This is a genomic window from Carnobacterium sp. (assembly GCF_045617425.1).
Lineage (GTDB): Bacteria > Bacillota > Bacilli > Lactobacillales > Carnobacteriaceae > Carnobacterium_B.
Genome location: NZ_JAZLIO010000018.1, coordinates 46,126 through 72,077, shown reverse-complemented (window position 1 = coordinate 72,077; position 25,952 = coordinate 46,126). Strand labels below are relative to the sequence as shown.

Genomic DNA, 25,952 nt, shown 5'->3' with positions numbered 1-25,952 from the left:
AATGAAAAAATTTAACGATAATTTTTTGTGGGGAGCTTCCTCATCAGCATTTCAAATTGAAGGTGCTTGGGATGAAAATGGTAAAGGCATGTCTGTTGCTGATTACAATTCTTTCCAAAGGTCAGCACTTCAAGCAGACACAAAAGTAGCCAGTGACTTTTATCATCATTTTGAAGAAGATATTAAGTTAATGAAAGAATTAGGCTTGAATGTTTACCGTTTCTCTATATCATGGTCACGCATCATCCCTGATGGAGATGGAGAAGTGAACCAAGCAGGAGTCGATTTTTATAATCGTGTGATCGACTGTTTAGTGGAGCATGATATCCAACCGTTTATTACTTTGTATCATTTTGATTTACCCTTTGCCTTGGTCGAAAAGTACAATGGATGGGAAAATAGGGAATGTGTCAATGCTTTCCAACGGTATGCGCAAGTTTGTTACCAGGCGTTTGGAGATCGTGTTAAAGACTGGCAAGTAAATAACGAACAAAACTTAATGATCAGAGTAAATGAGCGAATGAATATGTATCAAGTGGAACCAAAGGATGCAGAAAAAGTTCGTGCACAAATGGATTACCATATGTTTGTTGCTCATGCTTTAGCAACCACTGACTGCCATAAAATAGTGGAAGGTGGTAAAATTGGTCCTTCTGTGTCTTCAACGATGACCTACCCAAGTTCAACTAAACCAGAAGATGTTTGGGCAGCAAGAATGAATGATAATTTTAAGACCAACTATGCTTTAGAAATGTATTGTTTTGGAACCTATCCTGATTATTATGAAAAATACTTACGAAATCTTGAAATTTATCCTGAAACTTTACCTGAAGATCCAGAAATCTTAAAAAGTGCTAAACCAGATTTTATTGCCGTGAATTATTACCGCACATTAGTGGCAAGTTATCTACCCGCTGATGAAATGCATCCGGTTGGAACAAAAGAGAAAGATATTGATTTTGACTTATATGGATACTTCAAAATTGAACCTAATCAGCACTTAAAAGCCTCACAGTATGGAGCACAGATTGATCCTATGGGTCTACGTTTGGTTCTAAATGATTATTACCGTCAATACCGGTTACCCTTGATTATTACCGAAAATGGTTTGGGAACACCAGACGTCTTAACAGAAGATCAACACGTCCATGACGACTACCGCATCGATTATATTCGTGATCATATTGCTGCTTGTCACGATGCGATTAACGATGGTGTTGAATTATTCGGTTACTGTCCTTGGTCAGCGATCGATTTGCTAAGTTCACATCAAGGATTTAAAAAACGATATGGTTTTATTTACGTTAATCGTGAAGACCATGACCTAAAGGATTTAAGTCGAATCAAAAAAGACAGTTTCTATTGGTATCAAGAGGTTATTCGAAATAATGGTTTAGTAGAAGTAAAGTAAGTTGTTAAGATTTTGAAGTTCCTTAAAATACGTAAACTAAAAAAATTCTACTGCTCTTAAGCGGTAGAATTTTTTTGAGGTTATTTGAGGTTAGATGATGCATGTTATAAAGGAATGTTTTATTGCTTGACCACAATAGAGATTATAGTAAATTAGAGCTAGATAGGATAGAATAATTTTATAAAGGAGTTGTTAACCGTGTTGCAAATAGTGAATAAATTAAAAGATCAACATAACTTTACAAATACGGAAATAAGAATTGCCGATTATATTATTCAAAACATCACTAAGATTCCGACTATCTATATTGAAGATTTAGCAAAATTAACCTATACCTCTCACTCAACAATTATCCGTCTCTGTAAAAAAATCGGATATGATGGCTTTAGAAGTTTTAAACTTGCAATTTCGAGTGTCGTTTATAGTGAATTGCATTTGCCAGGTGAAGTAGATGCAAACTTCCCATTTAAACAAGAAGATTTAACTATGGATATAGCTAAGAATATGGCAGATTTAACTATTGATACGGTAAAAAAGACGTTAGCTCAATTAGATGAAGAACTACTACAATCGGTTGCAGAAATGCTGTACAATTCTGAACGTATTTTTCTGTTTTCTCGTGGTGATTCACAAGTAAGAGCGAGAAGTTTCCAAAGTAAATTAGTAAAAATCAACAAATTTGCTATTATTTCTGAAGAATATGCAGATGTAGCTTGGAATGCATCCAACCTTACCCAAAATGATTGTGCTTTATTTTTATCTTACGGAGGAATTAGTCCGCATAATAATCGTATTCTACAACATTTTTCTAATGAAAAGGTTCCAACAATCTTGATAACAGGAAATTCAAACTCTGACTTGATTCAGTTAGCTACCAAAACGATCGTAGTCGTTCAAGAAGAATATGATTTTGTAAAGATTGGAACGTTTGCCTCACAAGTTGCATTTGAATACATATTGAATACGCTCTATTCCGTTTTATATGCAAAAGAATACAGAGATAATCTAGAAAATTTGAAGAAAAAACAATTTTTAATTGAAAATGGGATTTTGTCTGAAGAGATATAAAAATCAACCTAATGTTATGCCAGCAGATTCTAAACCTTTATCTACAACAGACATAACCAATTCACTATGGTCCAGGTGTTGTGTCATAGCTTCAAAATCAGATTCTCTAATGATTCTTTCAAATTCAATAAATTCTTCATACATCCGATGCGTATGAACGTTAGAATCAATTACTTCGCTCTTATTTTGATGGTCTATTACAGTAAATCGTTCGATAATGCTTGTGGGTCCTTCAATAATGATGGCCCCTTTATCACCTTGAATAATGGTTCGTATCGGAGCCGTAGAATCTTTGGCACCTATACAGACTACTTTTTTATCCCCATAATCAAGACTGAGTATACCAGAAGTATCGATTCCTTTTTCAATATTTGCTAGGTAGCTTACCTCTTTGGGTTCACCTAAAAGCCCCATTACAAAATGGATATTATAGATATTAATATCCATCAAAGCTCCCCCACCCATTTTAGGGTTGAAAGCAGGCAATACCTCTCCATTTTTGAACGCATCATATCTTGAAGAATATTGAGAATAATTACATTCAATTAGTTTAATCGTTCCAATGTCCTTTATTGATTCTTTTATTTTTCTGTAATTGGTTAAATATTGATTGGTTATAGCTTCCAACAACATAACTTTGTTTGTTAGAGCTAATTCTTTAAGTTCTTTCATTTCGTATAAATTTAATGTAAATGGTTTTTCACAAATCACATTTTTTTTATTAAGGATAGCTTGTTTAGCAAAAGAGAAATGCAAATGGTTAGGTAATGCAATATAAACGGTATCTATGTCCGTACTTTCTAAACAATCTTCATAGTTCGTTAGGACTTGATGGATTCCGTATTTCCTTTTTAAACTCTTCATTTTATCCATACTTCTTTCAGTTCCGACAATTGCCTCTAACTGAATTCCAGGAACGTCGCCAATCATCGTTAAAAAATCGTTTACTATCATTCCTGCACCTATAATCGCGAGTTTCATGATAAACCTTCTTTCTTAATGGAGTAATATTTTTTAAGATGCATAGATCAGTTAGTAGCTGATTTTTTTGATGCCTTCTTCAAGTATTTCCAATTGACGGATTGTTTCTTCATCTTTTACTAGTTTATCTTTTCCATTGATAATAGATTCATGTAAACCTTCATAAACATAACTGTAATCCCCAATTTCTGAGACTACTTTTTCTTCATGATAGAGACCATCAGCATCAATATAAGTCACAGTACCATAATGATTTGGAGTATCTATACCAAAATCAGGATTAGTAGGCATATAGAATAATTTTAAATGTTCTTCCTGTCTGTCTTTCTCTTGTTTGATAAACATGCCTTTCTTACCATATAGAACAAAACTTGGTCGTTGTTTTATTCTGAAATAACTCGATTTAACTGAAACTTTTATTTTTGAATAGTAAAAGTCTAAGTCAAAATAATCATTCATTCGACCGGGGCCTAATAATTGTCTCACATCATAATGAATGGAATCGGGATCTCCAAAGTAAGAAAGAACTTGATCAATGGTATGGCAGCCATGCCCATATAAATAACTTGAAGCGGCAGAAAATTCTGTAGCATTTTCTGGAACTTCTGGTCTGAAATAGTCATAATGCATTTCCACTTCTAATAACTCGCCAATCATTCCACTTTCGATGATTTTTTGAGCTGTTAGAAAATCTGAATCGTAGCGTCTGTTTTGATAACATTGAACAAGTAATTTTTTTGATTTTGCTAGCTCAAATAGTTCTTTTGCTTCTTTGGCAGTTTCAGTAAAAGGTTTTTCAACAAGTACGTTTTTTCCCTTTTCTAATGCTAATTTTGCAAATTCAAAATGCAATGAACTGGGTAGACAAATTGCAACTAATTTAATTTCTGGATCATTCCAAATTTCTTCTAAATTCGTAGTGTAGTGGACACCAGGAACCTTATCCCATGAGCTGTTTTCATTACGAGAATAAATCGTTTTTATATGAATATTTTCTGTTTTTTGTGAAAAAGGTAAATGGTAACGATTTGTACTTTTCCCATTTCCAATATATGCCATTGTTAACATAAAAAACCTCCTAATAGTCTGTGTAATTAGATTATATATGAAAATAATCGAAATAGGCTGTTATTCGTTCATTCAGGTTCTGATGTTTTCTTTCTTTTAAACAACGTGATAAAAACTGAACATTATGTTTAGAAAGCACTAAATACAGAAATACAGTTGGATGGGATTTGGGAACAATAATATACCCTGAGGAAACAGAAATTAAAAAATATATGGTTTTTAATAAAAATGACTTGAAGCTTGTGAAAAAATTATTATAATTTTTATTTGAAAAAGAGGGAAAATAAAAAACCTTTAATAGAGAGTGCAATGACAAATTTCCTAATAAAAATTGCTTGTTCAGATGCTAGTAAATAGAAAGGAGATATTTATTATGCAAAACAAAATTTCTAATAAAGAAGTAAAAGATATGTTTGTTTCTGATAAGTTTTTTAGTCACGGATATTTCATTCTTAAATTACGTCAAAGTATCTTAACATTACTAGGTTGGGGAGGGGTTATATTACCTTTCGTTTGGCTTCTTTTCCCGTTTATTTATCCTGAAAAAGCAGAACAACTAAATTTTATTGTTTATTTAGAAGAAGTCGTAGCAGTTAAGTTTTTCTTAATATTTTTATCTATTATCTTTCTTTTTATAACCGTTTCATTCACACTTCTAACTATTTGGAACAATTACAGATATAAAAATGTATTGCAAAAAAGAAAAATTATTGATGAGGATACTATTGAAAAGAATAAAGAGGTATTAGAACTGTTTTATGATAGACGTTTTGGAAAAAAAGATTTTCGAGAAAATGTTCGTTATTATTCAGTTCCAAGTGCAAAAAATATAGAAACGAATGAAATTAATGATCTCTATATCAAAGGAGGAGAATAAGATGTTTCCTTTTATTGATACAGGTGTATCTTTAATGGATTTTTTATTGACCCTTCTATTGTTAATAGTGATGACGTATCCAATTATTGGAGGTTTTACTTGGTTCATTGGTGTTCTTTGTTACACGTATGCATTTAACTATAAACAAAATGAATGGATAGAAATTCCAACTAAACTAGAGCCTATGATTACGATTATGATTCCTGCGCACAATGAAGAAATTAGTATTAATGACACTATCAACTATCTAATGAATAAAATTAATTACTCTAATTATGAAATATTAGTAATTGATGATGGATCTACTGATCGTACGCCAAAAATTTTAAATCGATTAATGGAAAAGTATGACAAGTTACGGGTCATTCGAATTGAGGAGAACAAAGGTAAAGCTCATGCTTTCAATGTCGGACTTGCCTTTGCTAAAGGTGAGTATATGTTGAGTAATGATGCTGATACTGTACCTGAACCAGATGCTTTATGGAAATACATTAATTACTTTATGAGACCAGACTCTGCTAATATTGCTGCAGTTACTGCTAATATGGATGTGAAAAACCGCACAAGCGTATTAGGTAAGTCTCAAACAGTTGAATTTTCAAGTATTGTTGGAATAATTAAAAGAACTCAAGCGGGTGTTTTAGGAAGCTTATATGCCTATAGTGGAGCTAATACAATGTATCGAAAAGAACCACTAATCGATGCTGGGCTATTTCGTCAAGATCGTGCAACAGAAGATATCAGTATTGCTTGGGATCATCAGTGTAAAGGGTGGATTTCTATTTTTGCTCCAGATATCATGTTCTACATGGAAGTTCCAGAAAACTTAAAAATGCTTTATCGGCAACGTAGGCGCTGGGCTAGAGGAGGGACAGAAGTTTGGTTAACAAATTTTAAAAAAGTGTTACTGCACCCTTTTCAACATATTGGGCGGACGGCCATTTTTATTGATCAAACCTTAAGTATTGTGTGGACTTTTGTATTTTGGATCTACTCTTTCATATTTATTGTGATGCTAATAAATTTTTTTATGGAGGGAAATTTTGAACGAGTCTATCATATGCTGACAATGAATTTTATTTTTGTCAGCTTTGAAATGATTGCTGGTGTGATGCAATTAGGTGCCAGCATGCTTATCGATGATAATGGTAGGAAACTTAAATATTTTATTTTTTCTCCATTCTATATGTTACTATTCTGGATGATGAATGCAGTAGCTATCGTCACTACATTCATTCCGGCTGTCAAAACAATACTAGGGCATGGAGAAGGTACTTGGACAAGTCCTGAACGACAAGGTAAAGAAATTAGTGAATAGCCTAATAAAAGCTGCTAGCCTTTTTTATCTACTGGAATAGTTTGGTTTATTTATAGCACAGTCAAATAAAACACCTGTTAAAAGTAAGATTCTTTACAACTACCATTCTTTCCTCTGTTATTGACACGTCAATAATAGAGGAAAGGAAAATAATAATGAACTTGAAGAAAATAAGTCAGTTGTTCTATCAAATTAAAGTATCTAACCAATAGACTACGTCACTTTTTGAGAAAGAAACTGGTTTTAGTTTAACCAGGTTTGAGTTGATGATGTTTCTCAAAGAAAATGGGAAATGCTCTCAATCTCAAATACATCTAGAATTAAAAATAGATAGTGCTGCTATTACTAGACATTTAAAAATATTGGAAGAAAAAATTATGTTATTAGAGAACGTAACCAAGAAAATAATAGAGAAGTTTTTGTTCAGTTAACGGAGAATGCAAAACAGGATTTAGAAAATTGTGAAAAAGAACATAATTCCCTAGGCAATAATTTAAAGATCGCACTGAATAATGAAGAAGCTGAACTATTGTTACACTTATTGAATAAACTAACTAAACAGGAAGAGGCATAAACGATGACTACTAAATTAACAAATAATGATTTTTCGGATATCACATTAGGAAGAAGATCAATACGTATATATGATAAAAATGTTAAAATCTCCCACGAAGAAATGTTAGAAATGATTCAAGAAGCAACAACAGCACCCTCTTCAGTCAATATGCAACCTTGGCGTTTTGTCGTTATCGAAAGCAGTGAAGAAAAGGACAAATTGAAACCTTTAATTCGTTTTAACACTCGTCAAAATGATACATCATCAGCAATGATAGTGATATTTGGCGATATGGAATGCTATAGACTTGGAGAAGAAATCTATAACCAAGCAGTTGAAGAAGGAAAAATGCCTCCAGAAGTAAGAGATCAACAATTAGCTGCAATTATTCCTCACTACAAAAATCTTTCTAAATCAGCCATGAATGATGTCGTGAAAATTGACTCTAGTTTAGCAGCTATGCAATTGATGCTAGTAGCACGTAGTCATGGTTATGATACGAATGCAATTGGTGGATTTGAAGCTGACCAATTAGCAGAGGCATTTGATTTAGAGAAAGAGCGTTATATTCCAGTTATGATTGTATCTATTGGAAAAGCAATGGAAGAAGGCTATGATTCTGTTTGCTTAGATGCAGAGAAAGTCACTACTTTTAAGTGAAAAAAGTGAACTACAAATAAACCATTTAAATTGAATATATTATGCTCGATAAAAAAAAGACTCTATCATTTTTTCAAATGTTAGAATCTTTTTTTTTTTTAGTTAACAGTATCCAATGTAATTCTATACCGTTAACTAAAATACATGCGGCATCAATCGTTTAATACGCTCTTAAATTGCTTGTTCTGGAGTTACTTTAAAAAATTATTTGAGATACTGAACACAATTAAAAGAACGTTTTGATAAACACTAATAGAATAAAAGTATTAAAAATTCTGTGACAGTAATTTTGAAAGTACCAAAAAAACATTGAAAAATAAAATCATGGCTGTTAAACTCGATATCAGAAAAGTTACAATAAAGTTAAGTTTTTCTATTATTGCCGGATTTGCATCATTTTTATTTAGATAATCTTTACTTAATGAATATGTATAATTTTTAAATAAAACAATTGATAAGGAGATGAGATAGAAGACTTGGACATTATATTAATAATAAAAATGATAATTATTGGTCTGGTTCAAGGATTTACAGAACCAATTCCTGTATCCTCTAGTGGACATGTATTGATTGCTAGCGAAATTTTAGGATTAGGCGAACAAGGGTTTACGTTTGCTATATTAACCAATACAGCTTCGTTAGTTGCTATTGTTTATATTTATAGGAAGGATATTTTAAGACTTGCAACAAATTCAATTCGTTATTTGAAAACGAAAAATAATCGCTATAAAAGTGACTTTTTCTTTGTTTTATTTATCATTATTGGAAGTATTCCGGCAGGTGTTCTTGGAATCTTATTAAATGACTACATAGCAGACAATGTAAGTATGACAGTAATAGCTTTAATGTTATTTGCGACAGGTACTGCTTTATGGTTGATCCGAAATATAAAGGGTAGTAAAAATGAGAGTGATATTACCATAAAGGATGCTTTAATAGTAGGATTGGGACAGGCTGTAGCTTTGACACCGGGAATTAGTCGTTCTGGAGCAACCATTATTTCGGCGGTTGCCGTCGGAATGAAACAAGATACTGCATTGCGATTTTCATTTATGCTATACATTCCTATCAGTCTTGGAGGAGTTATCTTAGGTTTTTCTGATTTTTTAAATGAACCGAATAAAACAGACTTAGCTATTCCATATCTAGCTGCATTTATTGCAACACTTGTAATGACCTTTTTTGCTACAAAATGGTTTATGGGAATTATGAAGAAGGGTAAACTAGTTTATTTTTCCTATTATTGTTTTATTGTAGGTATGTTACTCTTAGTTTTCTTTTAACAATTATCAAACTGTATAGTACTTTTATAAAGTTCATTCAATCGAATAGTTGAATGGCTTTTTTTTTATAAATAAAATGATTTAAAATCTATTCTATTGTATTTAATTTTTGTATTTTCACGCTTAAAAAAAAATTAAGAATGTTCTGTTATAGTAATTAGAATAATAGGATATTTGTTAAAGAAAGGAAAAAATTTTATACAGTAAGAGAAGAATTTTTTTAAGATTAACAATTCGGAAATTCTCTTGTCTACAAATCAGTTAGTGAAAAATAACAGGAGGAATTCTATGTCTAAAAAACGTTCAGATAAAAATAAAATCAAGCATCAAGAAATTAAGCGAAATCGCAAATTATTAGTTGTTCTAACCGTAGTTCTCATATTGCTTGTTGCAGGGGGAATACTCGGAGGGAAAGTATACATAGATGTTCGTAACACCTCTGATACTGTTTTTCAGGATATTAAGATGGAAAATAAACGTTCTGAACCTATTGACGTCAAGGTAGAGGATCATCCATTTTCTATGTTGCTTTTAGGAACTGACAGTGGCGATTTGGGTCGAACTGAAAAAGGACGTTCGGATACCGTCATGTTATTAACAGTTAATAAAGAAAAAGAAAAAATGACTATTTTAAGCATCCCTCGTGATACCTATACCGAAATTATCGGACATGGAACAAAAGATAAAATCAATCACGCCTATGCTTTTGGCGGAGTACAAATGTCCATCAATACAGTACAAAACTTATTAGATATTCCAATTGACTATTATGTTGAAATAAATATGAAAGGATTAAAAGAGTTAGCAGATGCACTTGGAGGTATTTCTATTACCCCGCCGTTAACCTTTGTACAAGATGGCCATGAATTCAATAAAGGAGAAACAAGTAAAATGAGTGGTGATAAAACTTTAGCTTATACAAGAATGCGCTACGAAGATCCTAATGGAGATTATGGCAGACAAGCTCGTCAAAGACAGGTTCTCGATGCCTCTATAAAAAAAGCTAGCTCATTTTCCTCTATCTTAAAATACCGTGAATTATTAAAGACACTAGAAAATAATATGAAAACAAATTTAACCTTTGATGATATGGTAAATATTTTTAATGACTATGGTTCAGCTGCGGCTAATATTGATCAAGTACAATTAAGTGGTACTGGAGAGATGATGAATGGTATCTATTATGAAATGTTAACAGATGAAGAAATAAATCGAGTCTCTAATTTACTTCGTGAAGAATTGGAATTAGAAGAGAATAGTTCAGCGTTATCAGAAGTTATAGAGAGCTCTATTGACTAATTTTTGTCCAAAATAGTTGAAGGTAGTTTACGATTCAATTAAACTAAAGTAGATGAAATTTATTATTAAGCATCTATTATATAAATATAGATATCATAAGGGGGAATTCTGTCTAATGGACAGTGATAGTATAATAACGATTGTGATTTTGGTGGGATTGATTTTATTATCAGGCTTTTTTTCTTCATCGGAAACAGCTTTTACATCCGTCAATCAAATTCGGTTACGAAATAGTGCGAAAAATGGAGATAAGCGTGCAGAATGGACACTAAAGCTTACAGAAGATTACAATAATGTTCTTTCTACAATATTAGTGGGAAACAACATTGTTAATATTGCTTCTTCTTCCTTAGCCACAATCCTTTTTATTAGTTACTTTCCTCAATATGGAGTAACTATCGCCACAGTTGTCATGACAATACTCGTTTTAATTTTTGGGGAAGTTACTCCAAAAGCAATTGCGAAAGATCGGCCAGAAAAAGTAACTAAATTTGCTACACCAATTCTAAGTGTTTTAATGAAGATTTTAAAACCTATCAATTGGATTTTTGGAATACTGAACAATATGTTAGCTAACCGTCTACAAACTGAAGAAATAATTATTAGTGGCGAAGAACTTTTATCAATTATAGATGAAGCGGAAATTGGAGGATCACTGGAAGATGATGAACATCAGCTGATTCGATCAGCTATCAAATTTCATGATTTAGAAGTAGACAGTATTCTCAAACCGCGTGTAGATGTGATTGCAGCAGATATACAAGACTCAGATGAAGAGATACAGAAGATATTTGATGATCATGCATACTCACGGATATTGTTATATGAAGACACAATTGACAAAGTACAAGGTGTCTTACATGAGAGAGATTTCAATTATTATATGCGCAGAAAAACTAAAAGTGAACAAGGATTATCGCTCGCTGATTTAATGAAAGAAGTTATTTATATTCCTTCTAAAATGAAATTGTCGCAACTATTAAAAATTATGCAACAGAAAAAGGTACACATGGCTGTAGTTTCAGATGAATATGGCGGTACAATAGGAATTGTAACTATGGAAGATGCTTTGGAAGAATTAGTAGGAGAAATATGGGACGAAACCGATAATATTGAAGAAGAAATCATTTTTATGGCTGAAGATAAGTACCTTGTTAGAGGTGAAGTTAGTATTGTGAAAATTTTTGATTTATTTGACCTTAAAAATAAAGATAAGTTTTTTTCAAATACAATCAGTGGATTTATTTCAGAAATGTTAGGCCATTTTCCTAAAGAAGGCGATCACGTATCCTATGGAAACATGTCACTACGTGTCATGAAAGTAAAAGATGCAAGAGTAATAGAAATAATGGTAGAACTAAACCCATTAGAATATACAGGATAGTGCAATAGATGTAGAGTGTAAAACGCTCCACATCTATTTTTTTGACAAATGTAAACTAATGGTTGCTAGATGTAAACTACTAGTTGCGGTACTTTCCAATTAAAATAAGAGATAATACAAGTTGTAAATGAAGGAGGAAGAGTAGTGAAAAAGTATGATGAACAGCAAAAATTCAGGAGATACAAATATGGTTATTACTCTTTTAATAGTTTAATCGTCTTAATTGTCTTTAATTATCTTATAGGGTTATTTTTTAATTTCCATTGGGCTACAACTAAAGAGTTAGAGGTAATCATTTTACTAATTATGATAGCATTAATTTTTATAAATGCCTGTGTCTATCATAATGCTTATTTTTATAAGGATGATGATAAAAAAAGTTATTCTTGGTTATTTTTTATTATAGGATCAGTTAGCTTATATACAAATTGCCAGACTTTTTTAATATCTCCTGAAAAAATAATTTTAAATGGAAAAGTAGGTAGTGGTGCTATTCCATTATTTTCAGGACTTATGTTTTTATCTATTTCAATCACTTATTTCATAAGGAATAGAATAGATAAAAAAAGAAAACAAAAAAACTATTACTAAAATGGCCAATACTGCTATTTGAAGTTATATTTTTAATTGGAGGAATACTCCTTATAATTAGTGGAATTAAAATGCGAAACCAAAGTAGAGTGACAGCTTTAGTTAGCTTCTTTATAGGAATCATACTTACAAAAGTTTCCTTATATAGTTTAATGATAACAATCATATTTGGATATAATTTTTGAAAGTTAAAAGTAAATAGATGTTTAGTTTATGGAGGTGCTGAGATGAAAAAAAATAAAACAATTCTAGTAGTCTTATTAATAATATTGGCGTTACTTATGTTTACACCAGTAATTTTATACTTAGTTTATAGTTAAGATGATAAAATATAAGAAAGGAATAAAAAACAGTGAAATTTAATGTAAATAAAATTATACTTGTGTGCTTAATCCTATCTACAGTAACGATAATTATTGGTTATTTTTTATGGGCAATACTTATTCCTATTCAAGATTTTGATCTGATAGATAGTAAGCAACTATTAAGAACGCAAAAAGAGTTAGCGTTGAATTATACATTAGGTAAAAATTTACTACATATTGGTTTTGTTGGATTTATTTCCTCGTTAATTCTTCTGGTATTAAACAAAATTAAGGCAATTAAAAATAAATTTATTAAAGATTAGTTGTATTTAAAAAAGGCTGAAAATTTCATTTTCTAAGCTTCTTCAATAATTTCTGTAACTATAATTTCACCACCAATCAGTACTTCAGTAAGATAATTTTCAGCCGGAGAGTTCCAATAATTTTTTGATTGTTCGATTTTTTCTAAAAAAGAAGAGTTTTCTAAGGATGGAAGTAAATCAGCATTTCCTTTGAAAATGGGTCCGGTAGTTTCTATTTTGACAATTTGAATGATATCTCTATTATAAGATTCAAATAATTTTTTCCATTCAAGCATACCTTTTAGATTGTCAGATCCATACAAGCATTCGAACCTTGAAGGAAGTGTGGGAAAGTATTCTAATCGGATCATTTCAGTAATGACTTCTCTAACTGCTCTCGAAGTATGAGATAGAGAATCTTTTAAAAATGATAGGTCTTCATTTTCAATTGTTGAATCTAAATGATTTATTATCTGATTTAAAGACTTATTGGAGTTACTTTTAAAATTATTATCTAAGAAAAAGTAATATAGTCTATTCTTATGTGTTTTGTCGAAACTAATTTTTTGCCCAACATACATCGGTTTTCTTGTAACTAGATGGTAGTATTGCAACTTTTTATACCTCCTTACATTCTTCCTGACAGCTCAATAGATAACGAATTTTATTTTTTAATATTTTTCTCATTATATAGTGAAAGGAAAAATAGTAAAGTTTTTTATTTAATCAATTAATTTATTTGAAAATTGTTAGTAGAGCAAAATAAGTTATTTGTAGGATGATTTTTAAGATTACTCTTTGTTAAGTAACATGACACTAGACAAAAGCATGTTTAGCTAATGCAAAAAAACAGCAAATCAATAGTTAGATTTGCTGTTTTTTTGCATTAACATTTCTATTCGTTTTGAAAATAGAAAACGATAGTCTAAATTTTTTAAATCAAGCCTGTTAAAAAAGCCAATAGTTCATATTGTTTTTCTTCCGGTAATTGCTTGATTTGGAAAATAAGTTTTTGTTCCACAGGACTGATTTCTGGATTAAAAAATTCAGAAAGATTTACACCTAAAGCGTCACAAATATGTGTGAGTGTTTTTAGGGACAGTTTCGTTGAATTGTTTTCGATTGCTGAAATAAAAGGAGGAGAAACGTTAATACGTTCTGATAATTCCTTTGCTGTCATATTATTTAATTTTCTTAGCTCCTGAATTCTGTTTCCAATTTCCATCCTATCATCCTTAACTATAAATTTTCACTTCTGCTTAATTATCTTAACATATTTTATTTATCTTTATACTGGTAAAATTACTTTTAGTTTATTTAATGAACTCTAAACTAAATTTTTATTGGTTTTTATTCACTCATATGTTAATATATTTTATTGTGAGCTGTTTTGTCTAAGTTTGAGAAGGAAGGTCTTTATGCAAAAGTATAAAAATGAATGGTTTGGTAACATAAAAGGAGATGTTTTAGCTGGAATTGTTGTTTGCTTAGCTTTATTTCCTGAAGTAATTGGGTTTATGTTGGTTGCTGGTGTGGAACCCATCGTAGGTGTCTATGCTACGTTTTTTATCACAGCAACGGCTGCCTTTTTTGGAGGTAGAACTGGGTTAATTTCAGCAGCTGCAGGCTCAGTGGCATTAGTACTTGCTCATTTAGTTGCGGAATATGGGATAGAATATCTTTTTGCTGCAACAATATTAGCAGGAATCTTACAAGTTGGACTTGGTTTATTTAAAGTAGGAAAATTAATGCGGTATATACCAAAACCAGTTATGTTAGGATTTGTAAATGGATTAGGTATTATGATGTTTTTATCTCAATTGGATCATTTCAAAGGGAACTCGATATTACTTGTACTTGGGATTATTGGAATTGCCATTATATTTTTAGCTCCTAAGGTAACAAAAAAAATTCCTGCACCGATTATTTCAATTGTAGTCGTTACAGCTCTTGTTTTAGGATTAGATTTGAACGTCCAATTATTAGGTGATTTAGGGACTATTTCAAGTGACCTACCAAAATTTGGTATTCCAAGTGTGCCTATGAATATAGAAACACTGAAAATTATTCTACCTACTGCACTTTCTGTTGCTATTGTTGGATTAGTAGAATCTCTATTGACAGCACAATTAGTAGATGAATTGACTAATGAACCAAGTGATAAAAATCGTGAAACGTTGAGTCAAGGGCTCGGAAATCTGTTATCTGGTTTCTTTGGTGGAATTGCTGGTTGTGGTATGATTGGCCAAACGATTATTAATCTTAATTATGGTGGAATTGGCCGTTTGGCAACATTCTTGTCTGGTTTCTTCATGTTATTGTCGGTGGTATTATTTAATAAAATAGTTATTCAAATTCCTATCATTGCTCTGGCAGCAGTAATGGTCGTTGTAGCCTATGAAACCATTGACTGGAGATCAGTTAAACGGTTAAATACCATGCCTAAAAATGAAAGTTTCGTTATGCTCTTAACTGTTGGAATTGTATTAGTTACGCATAATCTAGCCTATGGTGTAGTCGCCGGAACTCTATTAAGTGCTATTTTTGCAGCCTTTAGCATGACTCATTTCCAAGTAGAAAAAGGAACAGATCATGATGATTATCATTATAAGGCGTATGGACATCTTTACTTTGCATCAGCTGAAAAGTTTTTAGATTTTTTTGTACATGATTTTGACCATGAAGGTGAGTTAGTTATCGACGTCAGTGCTATGACTTTATGGGATTCGACAGCTGTTGAAGCTATTGATAAATTGATCAGTAAAAATAAAGAATCAGGGTTAACTTTTATTCATGCGAATAAACAAAGCAAAGAATTGTTTAATAAGAACTCAATACACAAGATGAAATAATAAAGTAAAGACTTAATTGTAGTCATTAACTTTTATCATTTTAAACAAATGAGTTATACTATATTAAATAGATTTGTTTAACTATTTAATACATTTAGTAGAATTATTTAAGAGTGCCTTTTATGAAATATTAGATATAGCCACTACGTACATGATCATGTACGTAGTGGCTATATCTTTTTTTAAAAGTACGTTTTAATCTTGAAATTTGTAGGATGTAAACTAATGGTTGCTAATTGTAAACTACTAGGTGCGTTACTATTGGAATGGAAACTGAGAAAATAAAGATAGGCAATTATTTGGGATTAAAAATATTTAATTAATGTTAGAAATACAAAAAATTGAAAGGAAATTATTTATGAAAAATTATAAAAAGATATTAGGTTATATTTTAATGTTAGTAGCTATCATAATATTAATTCGTCTACCCAATATGGCTTATCCAATAACTGATGCGGATGGAATGGATATTGACCTCTATATCCTAGAAGTGGTTTTAGATATAGTAAGGTATATTATTCTTTCAATCTTCTGTTTCGTTTTAGGTATAAAAATTATTTTTAAGAATTAAAAAGAATGTTTATTTGTATAATACTAGTTCTCCTTTTTATTACAACGTATAAACGTGTATACTATGAATGAAAGCGGTCTAATAGAAAAAAGTATTATTTGGTATATGTCCTTATAGATTCCAATAATGATTCGGAAATCGACTTAAGGTATTAAGAATACTAATAGAACAGAACGTTAAGGGAGTGAGATAAATGTCTACAGAATCAGCTATGAATGTAAATATAAATGTTTATGAAGTAATGGATTTTTACGCTGACGCATTTGAGGTAGAAAAAATTGAATTGATACCAGATGATGAAACTACATTCGACCCCGATGTCGTTCTTTTTAATAATGAAATCAACCGTTACGATAAACTTAAAGAAAACGGTCAGGTAGAAATAGAAAAGATAACTAAAGATATTTATCAAGTTGAAATATATTAAATTAGATAGAAACATGTATTGTATTAAATAAGACTCCTAACACTAGTTTAAAAAGTGTTAGGAGTCTTATTTCTGATTGTTTTTAAATTCCAGAATTTAAATTTAATAATTTTTCAGCTACTTTAAAAGAATCCATTCCAATAATTTTGTTCTTTAATATATGATCAATCTTTTCATGATCTACTTGAGGATAAATTTCTTTTAATAATTCTAGTGTTTTTCTTGCACCCTGATCCATCGAATGCGCTCCTGAAATCAATAGAATATCTCCTACATTCAACTGTTCAACACCAAAATGCAAGGAATCTTCGAGTTCTTTAAAAAAGGTAATTTCAATTTTATTTTGATGCATTACTTTCAAGAAAGCAGCTAATTCTTCTTCTGTGACTGTATCATTTTTGCTTGCATGTGATGATGCAGTCGTAAGAATGATTTTAGCAATTTTCATTTTATGGAACCATTTGGTTAAAGACTCTGCAATTTCTGTACTATGCGCAGGACCATTACTACCTCTGATTGCATGCACAAGGTGAAGCTCATTGTAATCTAAATGACTGATGGTCTCCATACATGAATCAATGTTGTTTTGATTCAATAACAAGTCATCGATTACTTTAAATTCCTTATCGTAAAGTATCTGGAATCGACGCTCAACACCTTGGAAATTTTTAATGCCACGCTGGATAACTTCAATCGGTAGATCATTAACCAATCCAGTAACAAGTGCTGTGAGTGCATTGTAGATAGAATGATAGCCTAGAACCGACATCTCTATATCGAAACTTGTTATCTCAATTATTTTTCCACTTAAGGTATTAAAGGGTTTTCGAATATTCACTGTAAATGATGGTTTCCCCGAGGAAAATTGTATGTCTGAGACGGAGATTGTACCAGACTTATTGTCGATTCCAAAAGTAACGACTTGAGCTTCGGTCTCTTTTTCTAAAGGTATAAGCAGTGGTTCATCAAGATTCAAAATAGCTGTACTTGTTTTAGACGCATTTCTTATCAATGATGCTTTAGCGTCAAAGTAAGCATCAAAAGATTCATGCAGTCTGATGTGTTCTGGACTGATATTCATAAAGGCTACAACGTCAAAGTCAGTATTATAAACACGTTTAAGTTCCAGCGCTGAGGAAGAAACTTCCATAGAGACATGTGTGATTTCACGCTCTCTCATCTTAGCAAAATGTTGGTGTAAATCATAAGATTCCGGGGTAGTTAATATACTCATTTCAATATCTTTATCCATTTTTACTAAAATAGTTCCTATTAAACCTGATTTCAATTGATAGGCTTTGAATATCTCTTCTGTCATGTATGTAATCGTCGTCTTCCCATTAGTAGCAGTTACGCCGAATATGCTCATTGCCTTAGAAGGATGGTCAAAAAAATTACTCGACAAAATAGCTAAAGCTTCACGACTATCTGAAACTTTAAGTTGAAGTACCTCAATATCTTCAATAAAATCTTCAACAACGATAACTGTTGCACCTTGACTTGCAGCATGTTTTGCGTAATGATGCCCATCAGTTTGGTGACCTTTAATACAGACAAATAAAGTATCTGTATCTACTTCTTTTGAGTGATAAGCAATTTTTTTAATATCGATTTTATCTAATTCTGTTTTAAGCTGGTTATGACAGCTAGAGTCGATCTTTACCGATTTCAATAAGTCAGTTAGGTTCATAATGATCGTGACTCCTCCAGTGATGGTGTACATAATCTGATAAGTCTTATTTTTTGCAGAGCAGATTACGTCTATTAGTATTCATTAGTTTACTATGTTATTTGTTTTATGTCATATTATTTGCTCACTGAAAACAACTCATTATTTTTCAAAGAACGCACTCTGCTTAAACAACAGTCTAAATGGTTAGAGAGACAAATTTTAAGGGCTCAATACTATGCGGATAATAGACAAAATTTAGGTAGTCAGGAACTTTTAAACCAATTAAAGACTAAAAGTCTTCTTCAGTAAAACTTACAATGATACTTGGGGACTGTGTAATAGATAAATATACTTGACCTAGGTGGTGAAGTTAAACTGTTCATTGATTTAGCAGGAATGACCAGAGGATACCTTAGATACGATGTTTCGTTAGCAGACAATAATTTTATAGATTTTCTTGAACTGTTGGAGTTTTTTTTGTGAAGGGTATTCCCTCTATAAAGTTTCTACGGAAGCATTCCAATATTTTGATGAAGGGCTGGATTAGATAAATTTTTTTAATATAATAGAATCTTTTTTTAGGTCTTCTATATAAAAATAAATACAAATCTCTAATTTGTCTCATGTGCTATGATACAAGGGATTGTATTGTGAAAAAATAGAGTTATAAAAGGAGATCGATAAATTGAAGGGTTATCGCTTTAAAAATTTTAAAATAAGTTGTAAAATAGCACCATCAGACTAGAGGAGGTGATAAATATGGCTGACTTAGAACAAAAGAAGGAACATGTTTTGGAAAATCTAGTAACTGTAATTGAGGAATTAGATGAAAATCTAATGACAGTAGACGCTTTGGGTGAAGATACTAAGAAGAAACATAGATTAAAAAAATGGTATTACGAAAAAAAAGCGATTCATGATATTAAAAAAATATTGCATGATGTAAATAAGTATGAAAAATATGATGATAAAGAAATGAAGAAATTTGAAAAAGAGCTAGACAAATATGATGAATGGACATAGACTTAACAGGTTCTATTCATAGTTAATATAAGGTCTAGTTGTGATATCTTGATAGATTTTAGATTGAATTTTTTTAATTGTTCCAAAAATTTGGAATTAATAAATAAAAATATCAACAAAAAGACTACAGATATTGTAGTCTTTTTTTAACGAATAAATTATTCCAAACTAAACAAAAAATAGTTAGCTATTCTTAAAATTTTTTTGTGGTCTATAAAAAAATACATAAAAACTTAACACCAGTTAACCTTTTATAGGATCAACTAATATTTATTAGTTGATTTGCTTAATTTACATAAAAATTATTAATAGAACAACAATTTTAATTAGATCCTAAAGACTGATGGAATATATCTCCCCAATCACATATAGCTGTTACAACCGGTTCTAAGCTTAATCCAAGAGCCGTTAATGTATAATCAACTTTGGGAGGGACTACTGGATAAATGGTCCGTTGAATAATGTTATCTTCTTCCAGTTCTCTTAGTTGTCGAATTAATGTTCTCTGGTTAATATCTGGAAATTGTCTTTGTAGTTCGCTCAAACGTAAAGGAGATTTTTTAAGTAAAGCCCAAATAATCGCGATTTTCCAGCGCCCGCCAATAACAGAAAGAGCTAAATCTTTACTTGTGTAAAATTCTTTTTCTTTATAATTGATCAGTTTAAACAACTTCTTTCTCAATAAGTAGCTTGATTTTCATAGTGACAAAAATATCAGTATTAACTTTTTATTCATTATACACTACAATAGGTTTACAAGAAAGAATAGCTTGAAAGAAAGAAGGGAAATTATGAAAAGTAGAGCAGCAGTAGCATTTGGACCAAATGAGCCACTTAAAATTGTTGAGATTGATGTAGAAGAGCCAAAAGAAAATGAAGTATTAGTGAAAATATTGTACACATCCGTTTGTCACACCGATGCATTTACGTTATCAGGAGAAGACCCAGAGGGGATTTTCCCAGCTGTTTTAGGACATGAGGGAGCTGGAGTAGTTGTATCCGTGGGTAAAGGAGTAACTTCTGTAAAATCAGGAGATCATGTCATTCCTTTATATACACCAGAATGCGGGAAATGTGAGTTCTGTCTTTCTGGTAAAACGAATTTATGTAGTGCAGTTCGTGAGACTCAAGGAAAAGGTTTAATGCCTGATGGAACAACTAGATTCTCGTACAATGGAGAACCCATCTATCACTATATGGGAACAAGTACATTCAGTGAATATACAGTAGTCAATGAAATCAACTTAGTAAAAGTTGATGAAGACGCTCCTTTAGACAAAGTTTGTTTATTTGGTTGTGGAGTCACTACTGGTTTGGGAGCTGTGAAACATACGGCAAAAGTCGAAAAAGGTGCTACAACAGCAGTATTTGGTCTAGGAGCAATTGGTTTAGCCGTTATTCAAGGGTTAAAGAAAGCCAATGCGAAACGCATTATCGCTGTCGATTTAAATCCTGATAAATGGGAATTAGCTAAACAAATGGGAGCGACTGATTTTGTTAATCCAGCTGATTATGATCAACCAATCCAAGAAGTCATCGTAGAAATGACAAATGGCGGTGTCGATTACAGTTTTGAATGTATTGGTAACGTAGAAGTAATGAAATCAGCACTTGAAGCCTGTCACAAAGGATGGGGAGAAAGTATTATCATTGGTGTCGCTGGTGCTGGGAAAGAAATCCATACACGTCCTTTCCAATTAGTAACGGGTCGTGTATGGCGCGGATCAGCATTTGGCGGAGTAAAAGGACGTACAGAATTGCCAGGAATGGTTCAAGAATACATGGACGGTGAAATTGATTTAGATTCATTTATTACACATCACTTACCATTCAAAGATATTAATGAAGCGTTTGATTTATTGCACAAAGGTGAATCCATTCGTACTATTTTAACTTATGAGGAGTGATCAAATGGTTGTTGAACAGCTCGAAATGCATCTTTCTTTTCAAGGAGAGCAACGTAAATACCGCCATTTTTCAAAAGTATTAAACTGTGAGATGGTGTTTAGTCTTTATTTGCCACCATCATTTAAAGAAAAGGAACTGTCGCTTATTTGGTGGTTATCGGGATTGACATGTACGGATGATAATTTTAGTCAAAAGAGTGGTTTTCAAAAAGCTGCTGCAGATCAATCAGTAGCCGTGATCATCCCGGATACTTCTCCAAGAGGAGATAAAGTATCAGATGATGAAGGATGGGATTTAGGTAAAGGCGCAAGCTTTTATCTAAATGCAACAGAAGAGCCATGGGCCGAGAATTATCAAATGTATACGTATCTAACAGAAGAACTTCCTCAGATAGTGCATAGTTTGATTCCACATTTTTCGGGAAAAGAAAGTATTATGGGACACTCAATGGGTGGTCACGGAGCAATTATGATGGGATTAAAAGAACCGGAAAGATTTGTTTCTATTTCAGCATTCGCACCAATTTTGAATCCCACACAAGTACCCTGGGGAAAAAAAGCATTTACAGCTTATCTAGGTTCAGATGAATCTTCATGGCAAGAATGGGATTCTACAAGTTTGATTGAACAAGCAGAGAAAGTGCCTCCTATCTTAATCACACAAGGGACATCTGATAATTTTTATGCTGTTCAATTGCAAGAAAGTGAATTTTTAAAAGCAGCAGGAGATAAACCTGTGTTTTATCAGTCAGAAAAAGGATATGATCATAGTTACTTTACAATCGCGACATTTATAGAAGAACATATTCAGTTTCATATAAATGAGTTGAAAAAATAAAGAACTGACTAATGAGTATACATTGGTTGAATTTATTTACTATAACTAAATTATTTAAATATTGATAGACTGACTCAATGTAAAGGGTAAATACAAAACACCTTATAGATGGCCTGCTAAAGTAGGTCATTTATAAGGTGTTTTTAAATATAAAAAAACATGTAGTAATAAATTTTTTATTTGTTCTAATAAAATTACTAATAGTATGCCTATGCCTAGAATTAATGAAGCAGGAACTACGGTCTTTGTATATAAGAGGAATTCTATTATTAGTGTTCTTCTTCAGTCATTCGATTATTTTTAATATAAACAACTATTGTTTTAATCACAGCAAAAGCAGGAACTCCAAAAATAATACCTATAATGCCAAGCATTTTCCCGGCTACTAATAAAATGATAATAATTGTTAGGGGATGAATAGCTAATGATTTTCCAACAAATTTAGGTGTCAGAAAGTTAGCATCAAGTTGTTGAACGACTAATACAATTAAGGCGACTAATAAAGCAGTTGTGGGAGAGATCGTTAAGGCGACTATAATGGCTGGTACAGCGCCAATGAAAGGGCCGATATAAGGGATAAGATTAGTAAATCCATTAACAATTGCCAATAATAAGGTGTAAGGTAACCCAATTATTAAAAAGCCAAAGTATATCAAAACAGCAACAACGATGCTTGCTAAGCCTTTTCCACTGATGTAAGCAGTAATCACAAGGTTGGTCTGATGAAGCAATTCAAAGACATGTTTTTGATATTTGTTGGGAAATAAATGAGTCACAGCCAATTGTAATTTTTCACCATCATGGAACATATAAAACAGAACAATTGGCACCGTGATTAATACAACTGTTAAATTAGCAATAGCTCCAATGATAGAACTAATACTAGTAGTGAAACTAGATAAAATAGTTTTGGAAAATGCATCAAGTGAAAGGTTTAGCTGATTTAAAGTTTCTTCTAAATCAACATTATTAAAGGTAGAGAATAATGCTATATCTTTCGTTTGAACCTCAATATCTGAGAGAATAGCAGGACTATTAGCAACTAAATCGGATAGCTGATTCATCAGGACGGGAAAAGTTTTAATAATAAAAATAGTAGCTCCGCTAAGAAATAGGAACATAACTAAAATAATCGCATAGCTGCGCTTGATTTTTAATTTTTGCATTACATTAATCAAAGGGTTTAACAAGTAGAATAAAAATCCAGCGCTTAAAACAGGAATAAAAAGTGTCGAAAATAGGACAAATAGTGGTTTGAAAACAAAACTGATCTTAGTTGCATAGTAAATAATTAGCACCATTGCTAATACCCACAGTGTCCATAATAACAATTTTGAATGTTTAAGATGTTTCATAAAAAAATAATCTCCTTCTTGTAGGTCTGTTTAATCTATTTAAGTTGTTAGATAAGATTGAAATTTACAAGGAATTGAAAATAACCAATAAAGAAACGTTACTGATCATTAATAATGTAAACACAGTTGAATTTTCATTTGAATACAATAACTGCTAGTCTCATAATAACATATCTATTACTGTAAATTGATGAAAGCTAAAACTTTAAGTAGCCTCTTATTTTAAAAAATTAGAAAAACAGACTTAAACGACCTATTTTTTATTAGATGTAAACAGCTGGGTGCGTTACTTTCCAATCAAAATTAGGGATAATAAATGAGAGCAATTTATTATTCATTTATGAGAGGAGAAACTTTATGAAATACTTTACTGAAGAAAAACACGATATTGAAGGCTATAGGAATAATTTGAGATTTTTAGATAACGTACTCGATACTAATACTTATAACTTTTTATTAAACACATCATTTCATGATAGTTTAATCCGTGAAATAACGGTATCAAATGACTACGATTCTGAAGTAACTAATGATTCCCAAGAAAGTATTGTAACCGTTTCGGCTAGAATAGAATACTGGGATAATACGTTATATGAGTTATCATGGAAAGATGTTACAGTATATTCTTTTGACTTCGATGTTTCTAGAAATAAAGTAGCTGAAACCCAACAAATATTGTTCAATCGAGGATTAGATGAATGGTCCCTTGATGAATTAACTTTAATAAAGAATGATCGCTTAAGACATGAAATTATCTTTTTTTCACAAGCAATGATGATAATGGAATGCGGCAATTTTTCTATTAAGTCTCTTGATAAATAAAGAAGTTAGTTGCTTGCTACAAATTTAATAAATAGGATCATATTAAAAAATAAAGCCTTTTAAGTGAATTTAACGAAGGCTAAGAGGTAAAGGAAGAAGTAGATTTAATGGGATTGCCTTTGGATTTTACGATGATTGACCTATTTTATACTGAAGAAGATGGGACTCATTTCACTACAAGCAGAGCACAACATCCATTTAGTAGTGTTGATTCATCAGCTTTATACAACCTTGCATTTACACCTGTAATAGTGAATTAATGTCCTTAATATTTTGAGGTGAATACTAGTAAAAAAATTAATCAAGTACGAGAATAAAGGGTATGGAAGAATAAAAGAGGTTTGGACATATTATATGTCCAAACCTCTTTTATTCTTCCTTTTAACTTAATAGGAGATATAAAATATTCAGTTCTAAAATATATTTTTCTACTTATGTTAACATTACAATGGAGATTTAACTGGCTTCGTTTTTACCCAATTGGTAAATACCATAATAACAAATAATCAATAGTACTAAACCTACTAAAGCGAACGGCAATGCCTGCGAGGTCTGTAAATCATTTAGCGCATTTGTATTGTACAAAATAGCAAATGGGGAAGCTATCACTAAACCTAAGATTCCACTGTAAGTTACTGAACTATAATGTTCAAATAAGAATTCTATCGCTTTACTAATCAAAAAGATACCAATCAAAATACCTAAACCAAAAACAAACAGAAGGATAAGGTTAGGCAATAGAGACTCCATATCTCCTGTTCGTAAAGCAGATATAAATATTGTTATAGTGTTGATGATTAAATAATAATAACCTAAGACCATTAAAATTAACGACCCGCTTACTCCCGGAATGACCATAGTTGCTGATGCAATAATCCCAATTATGAACAACTTGATTAAACTTAATGGGTCTAATTGAATGGCCGTTAAAGAGGTTCCTGATTCTTGAAGTAACGGGAGTATAATAACAACTAATGAAAACATGAGAACAAAAGCAATAATGTGACTAATCGATAATGTCTGTGTTTGTTTCTTTAATCCATTTTGAAGTGATTTCCATAAACCTGGAATACCACCTAAAATTAAGCCTATAAAAGCCAAGGCAGTTGGCAAAGTATATGAGCTCAATAAGAACTCAATAGTATAGGTAAACGCAACTATTCCGACAACGGCCCCTACTAATATAGGAACTAATGTTTTTAAACTATCTTTCCAATTTTTAAATAAATGACTAATTGATGAAATTAAACGATCATAAATATCTAAAGAGACAGCCATCGTTCCACCACTTACACCGGGAATAATGTTGGCTATTCCTATAATAATACCTTTTAAAAAATCTATTAAATATCCCATTTTCATACTCCTTTTTCTTGGTTTAT

At 31.6% G+C, this 25,952-nt stretch carries 25 protein-coding genes and 1 pseudogene; 18 read left to right on the top strand and 8 right to left on the bottom strand.

The features are described 5' to 3' along the window. Window position 1 precedes the first annotated feature (1 nt). Both ACKI3H_RS09865 and ACKI3H_RS09860 read left to right on the top strand, forming a co-directional pair. A complete protein-coding gene (locus tag ACKI3H_RS09865; protein WP_407372074.1) occupies window positions 2-1,411 on the top strand; it encodes a glycoside hydrolase family 1 protein in 1,410 nt (469 codons plus the stop codon). A 201-nt stretch (window positions 1,412-1,612) separates the two neighbouring features. After that, window positions 1,613-2,479, top strand: coding sequence for a MurR/RpiR family transcriptional regulator (locus ACKI3H_RS09860; RefSeq protein ID WP_407372176.1), 867 nt, complete (start codon window positions 1,613-1,615; stop codon window positions 2,477-2,479). A gap of 3 nt (window positions 2,480-2,482) precedes the next feature. Here the strand turns inward: ACKI3H_RS09860 and ACKI3H_RS09855 are convergent, their stop codons facing one another. Both ACKI3H_RS09855 and ACKI3H_RS09850 read right to left on the bottom strand, forming a co-directional pair. Next, a complete protein-coding gene (locus tag ACKI3H_RS09855) occupies window positions 2,483-3,460 on the bottom strand; it encodes a Gfo/Idh/MocA family protein (protein WP_407372073.1) in 978 nt (325 codons plus the stop codon). Between the two features lie 51 nt (window positions 3,461-3,511). Then, a complete protein-coding gene (locus ACKI3H_RS09850; protein ID WP_407372072.1) occupies window positions 3,512-4,528 on the bottom strand; it encodes a Gfo/Idh/MocA family oxidoreductase in 1,017 nt (338 codons plus the stop codon). A gap of 373 nt (window positions 4,529-4,901) precedes the next feature. On the opposite strand from ACKI3H_RS09850, the gene ACKI3H_RS09845 reads away from it, so the two are divergent. The 9 genes and pseudogenes from ACKI3H_RS09845 to ACKI3H_RS09805 all read left to right on the top strand — a co-directional run bounded on the left by ACKI3H_RS09845 (window position 4,902) and on the right by ACKI3H_RS09805 (window position 13,124). After that, window positions 4,902-5,405: a cell division protein gene (locus ACKI3H_RS09845; RefSeq protein WP_407372071.1), complete on the top strand. Its 504-nt coding sequence runs from the start codon at window positions 4,902-4,904 to the stop codon at window positions 5,403-5,405. A 1-nt stretch (window position 5,406) separates the two neighbouring features. After that, window positions 5,407-6,723: a glycosyltransferase gene (locus tag ACKI3H_RS09840; RefSeq protein ID WP_407372070.1), complete on the top strand. Its 1,317-nt coding sequence runs from the start codon at window positions 5,407-5,409 to the stop codon at window positions 6,721-6,723. 155 nt (window positions 6,724-6,878) lie between these two features. Then, window positions 6,879-7,297: pseudogene (locus ACKI3H_RS09835) on the top strand (MarR family transcriptional regulator). Between the two features lie 3 nt (window positions 7,298-7,300). Continuing rightward, window positions 7,301-7,939 (top strand): nitroreductase family protein, encoded by a 639-nt coding sequence (locus tag ACKI3H_RS09830; protein ID WP_407372069.1) that lies wholly within the window; start codon window positions 7,301-7,303, stop codon window positions 7,937-7,939. Window positions 7,940-8,415: 476 nt separating this feature from the next. Continuing rightward, window positions 8,416-9,222, top strand: coding sequence for an undecaprenyl-diphosphate phosphatase (locus ACKI3H_RS09825; protein WP_407372068.1), 807 nt, complete (start codon window positions 8,416-8,418; stop codon window positions 9,220-9,222). Window positions 9,223-9,510: 288 nt separating this feature from the next. Next, window positions 9,511-10,521 carry an LCP family protein gene (locus ACKI3H_RS09820; protein ID WP_407372067.1) on the top strand — a complete coding sequence of 337 codons (1,011 nt, stop codon included), beginning with the start codon at window positions 9,511-9,513 and terminating at the stop codon, window positions 10,519-10,521. Between the two features lie 115 nt (window positions 10,522-10,636). Beyond that, window positions 10,637-11,905 carry an HlyC/CorC family transporter gene (locus ACKI3H_RS09815; RefSeq protein WP_407372066.1) on the top strand — a complete coding sequence of 423 codons (1,269 nt, stop codon included), beginning with the start codon at window positions 10,637-10,639 and terminating at the stop codon, window positions 11,903-11,905. A 144-nt stretch (window positions 11,906-12,049) separates the two neighbouring features. Then, on the top strand, window positions 12,050-12,496 hold the full coding sequence (locus ACKI3H_RS09810) for a hypothetical protein (protein ID WP_407372065.1): 447 nt from the start codon (window positions 12,050-12,052) through the stop codon (window positions 12,494-12,496). A 352-nt stretch (window positions 12,497-12,848) separates the two neighbouring features. Then, window positions 12,849-13,124, top strand: a complete 276-nt coding sequence (locus ACKI3H_RS09805; protein WP_407372064.1) for a hypothetical protein — start codon at window positions 12,849-12,851, stop codon at window positions 13,122-13,124. A 32-nt stretch (window positions 13,125-13,156) separates the two neighbouring features. On the opposite strand, the gene ACKI3H_RS09800 is transcribed toward ACKI3H_RS09805, so the two are convergent. After that, window positions 13,157-13,717, bottom strand: a complete 561-nt coding sequence (locus tag ACKI3H_RS09800) for a DUF2441 domain-containing protein (RefSeq protein WP_407372063.1) — start codon at window positions 13,715-13,717, stop codon at window positions 13,157-13,159. A gap of 320 nt (window positions 13,718-14,037) precedes the next feature. Beyond that, window positions 14,038-14,328, bottom strand: coding sequence for a helix-turn-helix domain-containing protein (locus ACKI3H_RS09795; protein ID WP_407372062.1), 291 nt, complete (start codon window positions 14,326-14,328; stop codon window positions 14,038-14,040). Between the two features lie 193 nt (window positions 14,329-14,521). Here ACKI3H_RS09795 and ACKI3H_RS09790 point away from each other — a divergent pair, with 193 nt between their 5' ends. Together ACKI3H_RS09790 and ACKI3H_RS09785 are read left to right on the top strand one after the other, a co-directional pair. After that, entirely contained in the window at window positions 14,522-15,955 is a 1,434-nt protein-coding gene (locus ACKI3H_RS09790; RefSeq protein WP_407372061.1) for a SulP family inorganic anion transporter, read from the top strand. Between the two features lie 764 nt (window positions 15,956-16,719). After that, complete coding sequence (locus tag ACKI3H_RS09785; protein ID WP_407372060.1) at window positions 16,720-16,953, top strand: hypothetical protein; 234 nt, start codon at window positions 16,720-16,722, stop codon at window positions 16,951-16,953. Window positions 16,954-17,035: 82 nt separating this feature from the next. Here ACKI3H_RS09785 and ACKI3H_RS09780 read toward each other — a convergent pair whose 3' ends face one another. Continuing rightward, on the bottom strand, window positions 17,036-18,643 hold the full coding sequence (locus ACKI3H_RS09780) for a Mur ligase family protein (RefSeq protein WP_407372059.1): 1,608 nt from the start codon (window positions 18,641-18,643) through the stop codon (window positions 17,036-17,038). 741 nt (window positions 18,644-19,384) lie between these two features. On the opposite strand from ACKI3H_RS09780, the gene ACKI3H_RS09775 reads away from it, so the two are divergent. After that, the gene (locus ACKI3H_RS09775; RefSeq protein ID WP_407372058.1) at window positions 19,385-19,648 is read left to right on the top strand and encodes a hypothetical protein; all 264 of its coding nucleotides are present in this window, start codon (window positions 19,385-19,387) and stop codon (window positions 19,646-19,648) included. 322 nt (window positions 19,649-19,970) lie between these two features. Here ACKI3H_RS09775 and ACKI3H_RS09770 read toward each other — a convergent pair whose 3' ends face one another. Beyond that, window positions 19,971-20,306 carry a winged helix-turn-helix transcriptional regulator gene (locus ACKI3H_RS09770; RefSeq protein ID WP_407372175.1) on the bottom strand — a complete coding sequence of 112 codons (336 nt, stop codon included), beginning with the start codon at window positions 20,304-20,306 and terminating at the stop codon, window positions 19,971-19,973. Between the two features lie 133 nt (window positions 20,307-20,439). On the opposite strand from ACKI3H_RS09770, the gene ACKI3H_RS09765 reads away from it, so the two are divergent. Then, complete coding sequence (locus tag ACKI3H_RS09765; RefSeq protein ID WP_407372057.1) at window positions 20,440-21,555, top strand: S-(hydroxymethyl)glutathione dehydrogenase/class III alcohol dehydrogenase; 1,116 nt, start codon at window positions 20,440-20,442, stop codon at window positions 21,553-21,555. Window positions 21,556-21,559: 4 nt separating this feature from the next. Then, window positions 21,560-22,393 carry an S-formylglutathione hydrolase gene (gene fghA, locus ACKI3H_RS09760; RefSeq protein ID WP_407372056.1) on the top strand — a complete coding sequence of 278 codons (834 nt, stop codon included), beginning with the start codon at window positions 21,560-21,562 and terminating at the stop codon, window positions 22,391-22,393. 269 nt (window positions 22,394-22,662) lie between these two features. Here fghA and ACKI3H_RS09755 read toward each other — a convergent pair whose 3' ends face one another. Further along, window positions 22,663-23,748, bottom strand: coding sequence for an AI-2E family transporter (locus tag ACKI3H_RS09755; protein WP_407372055.1), 1,086 nt, complete (start codon window positions 23,746-23,748; stop codon window positions 22,663-22,665). Window positions 23,749-24,105: 357 nt separating this feature from the next. Here ACKI3H_RS09755 and ACKI3H_RS09750 point away from each other — a divergent pair, with 357 nt between their 5' ends. Next, the gene (locus tag ACKI3H_RS09750) at window positions 24,106-24,570 is read left to right on the top strand and encodes a hypothetical protein (protein ID WP_407372054.1); all 465 of its coding nucleotides are present in this window, start codon (window positions 24,106-24,108) and stop codon (window positions 24,568-24,570) included. Between the two features lie 107 nt (window positions 24,571-24,677). Then, window positions 24,678-24,830: a hypothetical protein gene (locus ACKI3H_RS09745; RefSeq protein WP_407372053.1), complete on the top strand. Its 153-nt coding sequence runs from the start codon at window positions 24,678-24,680 to the stop codon at window positions 24,828-24,830. 196 nt (window positions 24,831-25,026) lie between these two features. Here ACKI3H_RS09745 and ACKI3H_RS09740 read toward each other — a convergent pair whose 3' ends face one another. After that, entirely contained in the window at window positions 25,027-25,926 is a 900-nt protein-coding gene (locus ACKI3H_RS09740; protein WP_407372052.1) for a DUF368 domain-containing protein, read from the bottom strand. Window positions 25,927-25,952: the final 26 nt, after the last annotated feature.